This window comes from Clostridium acidisoli DSM 12555 (assembly GCF_900176305.1).
In the GTDB taxonomy this organism is placed as follows: Bacteria; Bacillota; Clostridia; order Clostridiales; family Clostridiaceae; genus Clostridium_I; species Clostridium_I acidisoli.
In genome coordinates, this window is record NZ_FWXH01000003.1 from 473,394 (window position 1) to 486,459 (window position 13,066).

Consider the following 13,066-nt stretch of genomic DNA (forward strand, 5'->3'; position numbering starts at 1 on the left):
ATGAAAATATCTACTAAAATTATATTATATTATTTATTGATATTTATACTTTCAATGTCATTTATAATTTTATTCTTTATAGAGACAGACAAGAAAACTATATCTGACAAAGTAAAACAGATGTCTGTGGATGCAGTAAAATCAATAAGTTCAAAGATGGATTACATAATTGATATCACAGATAATCAGTCTAAGATGTTAATCTCAAGTCAGACAATCCAAAACATTTTAAGAGACGGAAACGCGAAAAATGAATTTATCTATCAGCAGGAAATGGATAATTATATTGCAGACTTTATGAATTTTAATGACAATATCTCTTCAATATATATTTTCGACAATTACGGAAATAAATATTTTATTGATTATACGTCACCAGTAAAAAATATAAGCTTGGAGGCTATAAAAACTTCTAGCTGGTACAATAGGCTAATTGATTTAGACGGAAGATATTTATTGAAGTCAAATGGAGAAAACACCTTTCAAAGTGGTTCAAAAAATTATGTTTCAATGATAAGAATAATAAATGATTTAAACACCCAAAAACCTATTGGAATTATGGTGATAAATGTTTCTGAGGAATACATTAAAAATAAATTATATGATGAAAGTGCAGCTACACAAAATATTATTTTGTTGGATGAAAAAAATAACAACATTATTAATGGAAATTTACCTGCAAATAAAAAGTTATTGAAGAGTTTTAATTACGACAGTAATGGGTATTCAGCAATACAAAATATAAATTCAAAACAATATATAATAACTGAATTGCAAAATAAATATGGTTGGAAAATTATAAGTATTAATTTATTTAACGAATTATCGGCAGGGAAACAAAGTTATAATGTGGTCTTATTAATTGCAATGGTGATAAATGGTATCTTACTGATTGTAGGCCTTTTATTTACTTCACTAATTATAACTAAGCCTATAAGAAAACTTACTCAAGCAATGAAGGAAGTAAAATTTGGTGAATTTAAAGAAGTAAATATAAATACTGGTAATGATGAAATAGGTGACCTGAAGGACATTTATAATATAATGATTCGTCAAATCAAGAAACTTTTTATAGATATTGTTGAAGAACATAAGACAAAGAGGAAAGCTGAACTTGAGGTGCTTCAAACTCAGATTAAGCCCCACTTTCTTTATAATTCACTTGATGCTATAAGTTCATTAGTTTTGTCCAAAGAAAATGATCAAGCTCTTGAATTTGTTAAGGCATTGGGACAATTCTACAGATTATTTTTAAGTAGTGGTAATGAGGAGATTACTATTAAGGAAGAAATAGATATGGTAAAACATTATCTTATAGTTCAAAAAATAAGATTAGGTGGAAAATTTACAATAGATATCAAGATTGACAATAGAGTGCTTGATTTTAAAATTCCACGTCTTACTTTACAGCCACTTGTTGAAAATGCAATAAAGCATGGAATAAGGGGAAAGTTAGGACCTGGTAAAATTTCAATTTACACTATGTATTATGAGGATTACATTATATTGTCAGTGGAGGATGATGGTATAGGCATTGATGAGGAAAAAATCAAAAATATTAAAAATGGTATATTTACTGGTGTTGGTCTTAGAGCAACAATAGAGAGGTTAAATATCTATTATGATTCAGAAAATGTAATCGATATCTTAAGTGAGAAAGGTACTGGTACAAGAATAACAATCAATATTCCACGAGCAAAGGAGTCTTAATAATGTCAACAGAATCAAAACAAATTAAGGTAGTTGTAGTTGATGATGAACCCCTTGAAATAAATTTAATCAAAAAGTGTATAAACTGGAAAATTTTTAATATGGAAATAGTAGGGGAAGCACAAAATGCTATTTCAGGAATGGAACTTGTTGAAGGATTGTCACCGGATATTTTATTTACAGATATAAATATGCCAATAATTGACGGTATTAAATTTAGTGAGATGGTAATCCAAAGACGGTTTAAAACTAAAATTGTAATATTATCAGGATATGACGATTTTAGATATGCCCAAAAAAGCATAAAAATTGGAGTTTCAGATTTTTTGCTAAAACCAATAAATAATGATGAGGTTTTTAAGGCTGCATCCAAACTTAAAAATATTATTGATTATGAAAGGGAGAGCTCTAATGAATATAATTTACTAAAAAAACAATTAAGCGATAACCTTCCTTACATTAAAGAAAAGTTTCTTATTGAGCTTATAAGCGGAAATTTGGAAAATGAAAAAATCATAAACAGGGCTTTGTTTTTAGGGCTACGTTTTAAGTATCAAGGTGTTCAAGTTGCCGCAGTAGAAATTAACAGTTCAAGTACATATGATGATAATGTAAACACTGGAACATATTTTATACAGAAGATAAAAATAACGAACATGATAAAGGATGTATTTCAGGAAAATGAATTTATCTATGTTTTTTATGATACACTAAACAGAATTATTATCTTGAATAATAATGAAAATATAGATCTTTTTGAAAAATGTGAAATCTTAAAAACCAAAATAGGTGAAAATATAGAATATCCCGTGAGTATTGGACTTGGAGAAATAAAAAAACATGTGTGTGAAATCCCTGCTTCATATAAAGAAGCCTTAGAGGCATTAAAATCCATTAAAATAATTAACGTTAAGCAAACATGTAAAAGTGACTGTATAATAATAAAAGCAAAAAAATATATTGATGACAATCTTGAAAACAATAAACTGTCACTTTCTTTGATGGCAAAACACTTGTATCTAAACCCAAGTTATTTAAGCCGCATGTTTAAAAAGGAGATTGGTATAAGTTTTGTAGAATATCTTACAAAAATACGTATGGAAAGGGCTATAGAGCTTTTGAAACAAGGAGATATGAAAGCCTTTGAAATTGCTGATAGCGTTGGCATTTCAGACTCCAATTATTTTTCTACTTGTTTTAAAAAATATACAGGTCTATCTATAAGTGAATACAAGAAATATATTATTAATAAATTTATAGATAATGGGCCTTATAAAATGAAATCAGTAAATTAGAATTTCTATATCTAATAATTAAAAAAACTACCGGACTGATAAATCAGTCTGGTAGTTTTTTTACTAATGTCCAGTATTATTTGTTTGCGCCAACCTGTGCTTGCATTTGTTTAGTAAAATCTTCAGGTGTAATCTGTTTACCAAAGATTTTAGCAACAAGATCTTGATGATTTTGTGCATCTGCACCTTCAAGATAAAGGTCCCAAGCTGGAACACTTGCATTTGCTCCAGTTACTATATCAGCCATAATCTGTTTTGAAATTGGATCGATCTTTGATTGATCAACATTATCATATTTCCATTCAGGAAGACCTGCACCCGATAAATAGAACTGTGAAGAAAGATTTTGAGCTAGGAATTTAACTGCTTTTACAGCATCTGTTTTATCCTTAGTGGCAGCGTTTACAAGAAGGCAATCCGCACCACCGCCAAGATAATCAGAAGTCTCACTGCTTCCACCGCTGATTGATGGGAATTTTACTGGAATTATTTTGCCTTTCATTGGTGAAGCATCGATAGTTCCAGCGTCAAAGTTTCCTCCAAAGTACATCGGAATCTTTCCTTGAGTTAATTGTTCTACGGAATCATCTCTTGTAATACTCAATGCACCTTGGTCAAAGGCTTGTGCCTTAACAAGTTCTTGGAGTTTCTCTGCAGCACTTGCAAATGCCGGATTATCAAAAGATGTCTTTTTATTTAGAGCATCTAGGCTAAGCTTGGAACCTGCTGTACGAAGGGCTATCATATCATAGTACCACATTCCAGGCCATTCATCCTTTTCACCAACAGCCATTGGTGTAATTCCTTTTGACCTGAAGGCTTTAACTGCAGTCAACAATTCATCAAAGGTAGTTGGCACTTTTATATCATTCTTATCAAACATATCCTTGTTAACATACAATGCTCCAGCTTGCTGATTATATGTCAATCCATAAACCTTATCATTGTAAGTTACATTTGTTAATGCTCCAGGGAGCATCTTGTCCTTTGTACCGTCATTGAGGTAACTGTCCAAAGGAAGTATCTTGCCAGCGGTTACAAAAGGTTTAGTAAAACCGCCTGCCCATGAATAAATTATGTCAGGGGCATCACCTGCTGCAACAGCTGCTTTAATTTTTGTCTTATATGCGTTGTTTTCTGATACACTTGTAACAATCTGAACGTTTGGATTCTCCTTATTCCATTGACTTACAACAGTATTTACTGCTGTTTTTCCAGGATCAGTAGTTGCAATGTTCCAGAAAGTTAAGGTTACTTTTTTTGAAGAGCTATCTGAGGAACTACCACTAGTGCTTGACGATTGACATCCTGCAAGACCGAATAACATAGAACCAACCAAAAGAGGAATTGCTAAATTTTTTCCGAATCTGTTCATTCTTCTCCCACCTTTTAAATAATTAAATTTGTAAATGTTTCCATAAATATAATAATTCATAAACTGGTAAATTAACATAAAATATTTTTACAGACTTCTTTAATTTTTTTACTATTCGCAATTTTTAAATCTAAATAATATACAACATTTCTGGTAAAAAAATTAAAGATTCTGGTAAAAAAATTATATTAAAAATTTAAATAAAACAGTTATCATTAATATAAGGCAATTAATTTACTATAAGGAGTTGATAGGTATATGGAAAATATGTTGAGGAACAAAAAGGCAATATTCTTATTTGTTTTTCCAGCATTTCTTATCTTTTTTGTAATCGTTTTGCTCCCGATTTTCTTCTCTTTTCAGTATAGTTTACTTAAGTGGGATGGCATAAGCAAAGGAGTTTATATAGGGCTGCAAAATTATAAAGACCTGTTTGTAAATAATAGTGATGGCTTTTTAAAATCTGTAGAGAATTCGGTATTACTGGCTGTATTATCTGTTTGCATTCAACTTCCAATTTCACTTTTCTTCGCGCTTGTTTTAGCAAGAGGAATACGCGGCGAAAAGTTTTTTAGGACAGTGTATTTTATACCTGTAATTTTAGCAACTGTTATTGTAGGACAGCTTTGGATGAAAATATATAACCCAGATTATGGTCTTTTAAATTTCGTACTTTCAAAAATGGGTTTAAAATTTCTAGAAAACCAATGGCTTGCCAGTACCCATACGGTTTTAGGTGCCGTATTTATACCTATTTTGTGGCAATACATAGGTTATCATATGCTTCTTATGTATGCATCTGCTAAGTCAATTTCTCCAGATATATATGAAGCTGCAAGGATTGACGGTGCAAGCGAGTCAACTATAGCCTTCAAAATAACTATACCACTTATAAAGCCAATACTTAAGGTGTGTGTCGTCTTTGCTGTAATAGGATCATTCAAATCTTTTGATCTAATATATGTACTTACTAATGGAGGTCCAATGCATGCTAGTGAAGTTCCAACAACACTTATGTATACCGATATATTTAGTAAATATCAATATGGTTATGGAAGTGCAATGGCAATATTTATTGTAGTGGAATGTTTTATATGTACAATCTTGATTAATAGACTTTTCGGAAAAGAAAATAACTAGGTTAAGGAGCGTGGACTATATGAAAAACATTTTAAATAATAGAAGAAAATCAGAAAAAGTCTCCAAATTTCGAAACTTTTCTTTGGGAAAAACTATACTCTTCATATTTTTAAGTGTATGGGCTTTTATACAAATATATCCTCTTTTTTGGCTGCTACTTTTCTCGTTTAAAAGCAACGATGAGATTTTCGGAGGCAACATAATGGGACTGCCACACAAATGGCTAATATCAAATTACACTACTGCCTTAACAAGCGGCAATGTATTTAGGTATTTCTTAAATAGTGTTATAGTTACTGGAGTAACTATTATTGTATCAAGTATTTTAATAGCATCTGCATCATATGCTATTGCACGTATGAAATGGAAATTAAGGAAACCTGTGTTGTTTATATTCTTAATGGGTATGATGATACCAATAAATGCAACGTTACTCCCAATCTTTATAATTCTTCAAAAAGTTAAACTTTTAAATACTTATTTTGCGCTTATACTACCGTATGTTGCATTTGCCTTACCTATGGGCATATTCATTTTAACGAGTTTCATGATCAATATACCTAGTGAACTTGAGGAAGCAGCTTGCATTGATGGCTGCAATGTATATCAGATATTTATGAAAATAATAGTTCCTATTGTAAGGCCGGCGCTTGCTACCATTGCTATTTTTACCTATCTTTCTTCGTGGAATGAGCTGATGTTTGCAAACACCTTTATCAATGATGATGTTAAAAAAACATTAACTGTAGGAATAATGTCACTTTCGGGACAATATTTAACTAACTGGGGGCCTATTGGCGCAGGACTTGTTATTGCAACAGTCCCAACCATTATTATATACGCGTTACTAAGTGAACAGGTTCAGCAGAGCTTGGTTGCAGGAGCTATAAAAGGTTGATAACTGAGGTTTCAGATGGGAAATTAAAAATACACTATTGAAAGGATGATAGAACATGGAAAATAAATCATTTTATGCTCACCACAGTGCTTTTGGAGCATTTTCAAGCTTTATGCTAGGAAAAATAGGTATAGGAGGAGGTTTTGTATTAAATGATGTAAGGCCACCACAAAATAATGTTTATATAGGTTATAAGCAAGAAGAAATGATTAGGCTTCTCCCATTTTGTACTATAAATAATAATGCTGAGGAAGAGTTTACGGGAGAAGTGAACAATACGAAAAAAAATAAACCTATAAAAATTTTTTCTGAAGCTGAAATAAATAGGAAAATGGGATGGGCTTCAGATACCTGGACTGCAGAAAGACTTAAGTTTTCTATAATAACTCCTTTTGGATATGTTAAGGAGCCTACAGTTATGACAGAAAAAGAAAAAAAGTATGCTTTTGCTCCAGTAATATTTGCGCAACTTACTTTTGATAATAGTGACAAAACTACGGATGCAGAAATGATATTTGGGATAGAAGGGCCTAAGAGGAGATTGTCAATAACTACACAAGGAAAGTACCTTGGTGCAGCATGTGAAAGAAGCTATGGATTTGCAACTGTTAATTCTGGTGATATAAAGGAGTTATCAAGGCTTGATATATTAACTTCTTGGGCAAATGACAATTATCAGAATCATGATTTGGGCACAGCTCCAGCTTTAATTTTCAAAGTTCCTGCAGGTACTGTAAAGACGTATACAATTGCACTGGCAACATATAAGGAAGGTACTATCACTACAGGCATTGATACCGATTTTTACTACAGCGGATTGTTTAAATCGCTAGAAGATGTAATTGATTTTGCTTTAGAAAATGTCCATTATTATTTAGATATGGCAAAACAAAGGGACAAAGAACTTCAGGAAAGCAAATTAAACGAGTATAGACAATTTCTAATAGCTCATGCAACGCATAGTTATCATGCTAGCAGTCAGCTAATGAAAAAGAAGGATGGCTCAGCACTATGGGTTGTTAATGAAGGTGAATATATAATGATGAATACCTTTGATCTAACGGTAGACCATATTTTTTACGAAATGAAATTCCATCCATGGACAATAAAAAATTCTTTAGACTTATTTGTAGAAAGATATAGTTATCACGACCAAGCTGGGTTAGCCTTTACCCATGATATGGGAGTTTCTAATGGTTTTTCTCCAAAGGAATATTCTTCATATGAACTTCCAAATCTAGATGGTTGCTTCAGTTATATGACACATGAAGAATTGTTAAACTGGATATTAACTGGAGCAGTTTATGCATTAAAGATGAATGATAAAGAATGGCTTAATAATAATGTAAAGATTTTTGTGGAATGCTTTGAGTCATTAAGTGCAAGAGATAAAAATAACGATGGAATAATGGATATAGATAGTACAAGATGTCAAGAGGGTTCTGAAATAACAACTTATGACAGCCTTGATGTAAGTCTTGGTCAAGCTAGAAACAATCTTTACCTTGGATTAAAAAGCTGGTCTTCATATGTATTACTTGAAAAGATATTTAAAGAATATGGTTTTAAAGATCTTTCAGACAAATCCTTAGAAAAAGCAAAGGCAGCAGCAAGTAAAATAGCAAGTGAATTTAATGATGAAGAACAGTATATACCAGCAGTTTTTGAAAACGGAAACACTTCAAGGATAATCCCAGCTGTAGAAGCACTTGTATATCCATATATAGTAGGAGATACTTCATCAGTTAGTGAAGATGGAATGTATGGAGCTTTAATAAAGAAACTTAAAAGGCACATACTTACAATAATGAAACCTGGCATTTGCATTGATGAGGTTTCTGGTGGATGGAAACTTTCTTCTACAAGCAAAAATACATGGAATAGTAAGATATTCCTTTGCCAATATGTAGTTAAAGAAATACTTAATATGAATTTTCCAAGTGAGGAAGCTTGGGATAGAGTTCATGCTAGTTGGCAACAAGTAAGCTGCAGTGAAGATTGTGCAACGGATCAAGTGAATAGTGATACTGGAACTTCAAGGGGAAGTAGACTGTACCCAAGGTTAGTTACAAGTATTCTTTGGATGAAATAAAGGTAATAAACTTAAATATTCATACACTGAGAGCCATTGATTTTAGGGGCTGTCAGTGTTTTTTGAATTAAATGGAGTAGTTAATGCAAATATTTTGGAGTATAATAGTAAAAAATGAGAATTATTGATTATATTTTGAGGGGTGGTGGTTATATGAGTGAAAGCGATATTAGTGACATTATACCGATTATAAATTTAAAAATTATAAGGAGATGCTTTTATGAGTTACAACCCCGAAATCCCGAAAAACAGATATGATAATTATGAAGACCGTGAATGGACTCGTCTTGAAAAAGACGGACATGGAGAACTTCTTTACCATGTGCATTTTGATATATTAAAGCGTTATATCAGTGAAAATGACAAGGTTTTAGAAATTGGTGCTGGTTCTGGACGATACACAAAAGATATTGTACAAATGTGCAAAGAAATAACTGTAGGAGATATATCAGCACATCAGATAGAATTTAATAAATCTAAAATGAAAGAACTTTCATTGTTTGAGAAAATTAAGAAGTTTTGTTTATTAGATGTGCTACATATGGAGATTTTTGAAGATTCATCTTTTGATTGTATTGTTTGCATTGGTGGAGTAATAAACTATCTATTAGATAAAGAAAAAGATGGCATAAATGAAATGCTAAGAGTTCTAAAGCCCGGCGGAACATTGATTGTAGGTGCTATGAGTTTTATCGGTGCATCACTATATTACTTAGATGGCATTAGGTATGAAAAAGACCAATTTGGAATTGAAGCTACAAAGTGGGTATTTAATACAGGAATTCAAGACGAAGAACACTATCCTGTTCCAAGCAAGCACTATGTCCATATGATGAGAAGTTCAGAAATGGATGAACTATTTGCCCATTTTCCTGTCACTATAAAAGAGAGAAGTTCTGCTGGATTATTTACACAAGCTGGCGATTCTGCGTTAGAAAATGCTAGACAGGATAAAGAATTTTGGCAATTCATTATAGAAAAAGAAATTGCTTTTACTAAAATGCAAGGAACACTTGATTGTGGAATGAATATCATTTATGTGCTAGAAAAAAATAATTAAACAAACTAAGTATTACTTAATAAAATAAATATGAAAAGTGATTAAAACTGATAGAGAAGGCTTGCTTATGAAGAATGAAAAATTTATTAAATTACTTCCATTTGAAACTAATAATTTAATAATCAGAAAGACTATACTTTCTGATACTTATTTATTAATTAAAATGGACAAGAATGAGGAGGTACAAAAGTTTCTGGGTGGAATAAAAAATGCAACATTTTCTGAAAGAGAAAAATTTATGCAGAAAAAAATTGACAAATTTGACCAAGGGATTATTGGAATGTTAACAGTTGTATTAAAAACATCAAGTGAGCCTATAGGTTTCCTGAATTTTGATATAAATGAGTCATGTAATAATGCAGAATTATCTTATATATTTGATTTTGATTATTGGAATAAAGGCTATTGTACAGAATCAGCTAAAAAACTTGTTGAAGTGGCGTTTAAAAATTTAAAGTTACATAGAGTTTATTCTGATACAATCTCAGGTAATATTGGTTCGGTAAAAGTTCTGGAGAAGATCGGAATGATTAAAGAGGGAGAACGAAGAGAACATGTCTTTGTTAATGAAATTAGTGAATACAGAAATTTTATAGATTATGGAATTTTATGTTGCGAATATGAAGATTAATATTGTCTTTAGGCAGTTTCTACAGATTGAGAGGCTTTTATGCTAAATTACTATATTAGTGTTGATGCATGCAAAATATCAAATGAATACTTAGGATTAAACCTTTTTTAGTTTGATGTTAAGAGAGGTATTAGCTAACTTTCATCCCATATTAAAAGAGAGACCTCTTAACACTAATATTATATGGTTAAATGAGAATATATTCTAATTAGAAATGTAAAAGAAAGAGTAGCGATTTAATGTGTCATAATGCAATTATGTTTTATGACACATTTTTATTTCAGAATTATTTTTGAGGTTGTTGTTCATAAATGGTAATAATATAATTTAAATGTAATATTTAAAAAAATAGCAAGTCATTTGGAGGGAATGATTAAATGAAATTAGAAGAAATGAGTAGTTTTTTTAATAATCGTGCTGAGGATTATGAGCAACACATGATGGATAATGTAGAGGGAGCAAATAGATTTTATATTGAGACTGCGAAATTAATACCCAAAGTTGATGAATTAAATTTGCTTGACTTAGGCTGTGGTACAGGTTTAGAGTTAGATGAAATTTTTAAAATTAATCCAACAGTTAAAGTTACAGGAATTGATTTATCTAAGGATATGTTAGAAAAAATAAAAGAAAAGCACAGTGATAAATTGAATCAAATTAATCTTATTGTCGATAATTACTTTGATTATGATATAGGGGTATGTGTGTTTGATGGTGTTGTATCTGTAGAAACACTTCATCATTTTACCCATGAAGAAAAAGTTGGATTATATAAGAAAATTTTTAAAAGTTTAAAAGAAAATGGTTTTTATATTGAAACGGACTATATAGCTCCAAATCAAGAGTATGAAGATTATCATTTTAGGGAAAATGAAAGAATACGTCTAGAATTAGAAATAACTGATGGATTTTATCATTATGATACGCCTTGTACTGTGGAAAATCAAATACAAATGCTTTATAAAGCAGGATTTAAGTCTGTAGAAAAAGTTTGGCAACATGAATGTACGGTTATTTTATTGGCCAAGAAATGAGATAGCTATAATTAAAAAATTTATATTTTAAAGGCTTACTTTTAAAGGTAAGCCTAATTTTATGAATAATATTGAGTAAACTTCGGAATATCTTTTATATTTTGGATTGTCTACCATCAGCACCCTACGCACGTGGAGACTATAATAAGGCTGAAAAGGAAAGATAGTTAGAACCTTGATAAAATTAGGGTTCTTTTCTTTTGCATAAATTAATATGTTCCTACATACATGCAAGTGAACAGAAAGATTTTACCAATCTCATCCATCATACTGATGTAAAATCAAATTTATACGTATTTGCAAGTAAATTTTTAGAAAAAGGTAAGAATAATCAAAAATTAACAGGATCAGTTCCTGAAAATGCCAGGTTAGCATTGGCGGCAAAATATATCACATGGGTTCAAAGGCAGCTACAATCCGCTCTGTTGGAGATAAATCTTCCTATTATTTTACAATGATATGATTAAAGGTGAACTTCAAGCTGTATTATGATTATCACAAGCTTATCTGTAGATCTAGGGACAGAACTTTATCAGGAAATCTATGGGACACTTACTTTTTTGATAGCCGATCACTTTTAAGTGCCTACTGTGTTTATTAACTATGGAATTGTATAATTAGTATTAAAATAAAGAAAGAAGAAGTGATGAAAATGTCATATTTGATTAAAGCTTTAGATAACTGTAAACTTTCCTTAAATAATAGATTGATTTTTCCACCAATGGCAACTGGAAAATCAGATAATGGGATGGTAAGTCAGGAAATGCTAGATTATTATAATGAAAAATCTAAAGGTGGTTATATATCTTTAATTATTATAGAACATAGCTATATAACACCTCAAGGTAGAGCCAGTGAAGGGCAGCTTTCTATAGCAGAAGATTGCAATATGGAAGGCTTGAAAAAATTAGCTGAGGTTATTCATAAAAATAATTCAAAAGCAATAATGCAAATTAATCATGCAGGAAGTGCAACTAATATAGATGCAACAGGAGGATATGAGAATGTAGGTCCTTCAGCTATAATTAATCCACGAACAAAGTCTGATGTTCCAAAAGAACTTAATAAAGAAGAAATAAAAGAAATAGTGGAAACCTTTAAAACAGCAGCAAAACGCGTAAAAGATGCAGGTTTTGATGGTGTAGAAATCCATTCTGCTCATTCATATCTTTTAAATCAATTTTATTCACCAATAACAAATAAGAGAACTGACGAATATGGAGGAGATGTATTAGGAAGAATAAAAATTCATCTAGAAGTCATAAAAGCTGTAAAGGAAGCGGTAGGCAATGAATTTCCAGTTCTTCTTAGACTTGGAGCTTGTGATTACATGAAAGGAGGAACAAAAATAGAAGATAGTAAAATAGCAGCCTTAGAATTCCAAAAAGCAGGAGTAGACATATTAGATATATCTGGTGGATTATGCGGTTATACTGTTCCAGGTAGATCTAAAGAGCAAGGATATTTTTCGGAAATTACAGAGGCTATTAAGGAAGTTGTCTCAATACCTGTTATATTAACTGGTGGAATAATAGATGCTCAGGCTGCTGAAAATTTACTTTCTTCTGGTAAAGCTGATCTTATAGGTGTGGGAAGAGCTGTATTTAGAGATTCAATGTGGGCAAGAAATGCAATAGAAAGCTGCCTATAAAACAAGCAAGGTAAAGATACGTGAAAAATAGCATATATAATATGACGTGATGTTGTCATATTATATATTTACACATAAGCATATACATTCTCCACACCAGTTTTATTAGCTGGTGTTTTAGTTTGTCTAAAAATCTTTAAGCTGGGAATATAAAGAAAATTGATTTTTTTTTTGATAAGT

Annotated in this window: 10 protein-coding genes; 9 read left to right on the forward strand and 1 reads right to left on the reverse strand. The window is 31.1% G+C overall.

Annotation, left to right across the window (positions count from 1 at the left end; all coding sequences use genetic code 11):
* Both B8978_RS07375 and B8978_RS07380 read left to right on the forward strand, forming a co-directional pair.
* Positions 1–1,710, forward strand: coding sequence for a sensor histidine kinase (locus B8978_RS07375; protein WP_207651875.1), 1,710 nt, complete (start codon positions 1–3; stop codon positions 1,708–1,710).
* 2 nt (positions 1,711–1,712) lie between these two features.
* Positions 1,713–3,005, forward strand: a complete 1,293-nt coding sequence (locus B8978_RS07380) for a response regulator (protein ID WP_084114995.1) — start codon at positions 1,713–1,715, stop codon at positions 3,003–3,005.
* Positions 3,006–3,081: 76 nt separating this feature from the next.
* On the opposite strand, the gene B8978_RS07385 is transcribed toward B8978_RS07380, so the two are convergent.
* Positions 3,082–4,380 (reverse strand): extracellular solute-binding protein, encoded by a 1,299-nt coding sequence (locus tag B8978_RS07385; protein WP_084114996.1) that lies wholly within the window; start codon positions 4,378–4,380, stop codon positions 3,082–3,084.
* Between the two features lie 258 nt (positions 4,381–4,638).
* Here B8978_RS07385 and B8978_RS07390 point away from each other — a divergent pair, with 258 nt between their 5' ends.
* From B8978_RS07390 to B8978_RS07425, 7 genes are all read left to right on the forward strand, one after another.
* Entirely contained in the window at positions 4,639–5,520 is an 882-nt protein-coding gene (locus B8978_RS07390) for a carbohydrate ABC transporter permease (protein WP_084114997.1), read from the forward strand.
* Between the two features lie 19 nt (positions 5,521–5,539).
* A complete protein-coding gene (locus B8978_RS07395; RefSeq protein ID WP_084114998.1) occupies positions 5,540–6,418 on the forward strand; it encodes a carbohydrate ABC transporter permease in 879 nt (292 codons plus the stop codon).
* A 55-nt stretch (positions 6,419–6,473) separates the two neighbouring features.
* On the forward strand, positions 6,474–8,510 hold the full coding sequence (locus B8978_RS07400; protein WP_084114999.1) for a glycoside hydrolase family 52 protein: 2,037 nt from the start codon (positions 6,474–6,476) through the stop codon (positions 8,508–8,510).
* A 220-nt stretch (positions 8,511–8,730) separates the two neighbouring features.
* Positions 8,731–9,570, forward strand: a complete 840-nt coding sequence (locus B8978_RS07405) for a class I SAM-dependent methyltransferase (protein WP_084115000.1) — start codon at positions 8,731–8,733, stop codon at positions 9,568–9,570.
* Positions 9,571–9,637: 67 nt separating this feature from the next.
* Positions 9,638–10,201 (forward strand): GNAT family N-acetyltransferase, encoded by a 564-nt coding sequence (locus B8978_RS07410; RefSeq protein WP_084115001.1) that lies wholly within the window; start codon positions 9,638–9,640, stop codon positions 10,199–10,201.
* 377 nt (positions 10,202–10,578) lie between these two features.
* Complete coding sequence (locus B8978_RS07415; protein WP_084115002.1) at positions 10,579–11,235, forward strand: class I SAM-dependent methyltransferase; 657 nt, start codon at positions 10,579–10,581, stop codon at positions 11,233–11,235.
* Between the two features lie 652 nt (positions 11,236–11,887).
* A complete protein-coding gene (locus B8978_RS07425) occupies positions 11,888–12,886 on the forward strand; it encodes an NADH:flavin oxidoreductase (RefSeq protein ID WP_084115004.1) in 999 nt (332 codons plus the stop codon).
* Positions 12,887–13,066 lie beyond the last annotated feature (180 nt).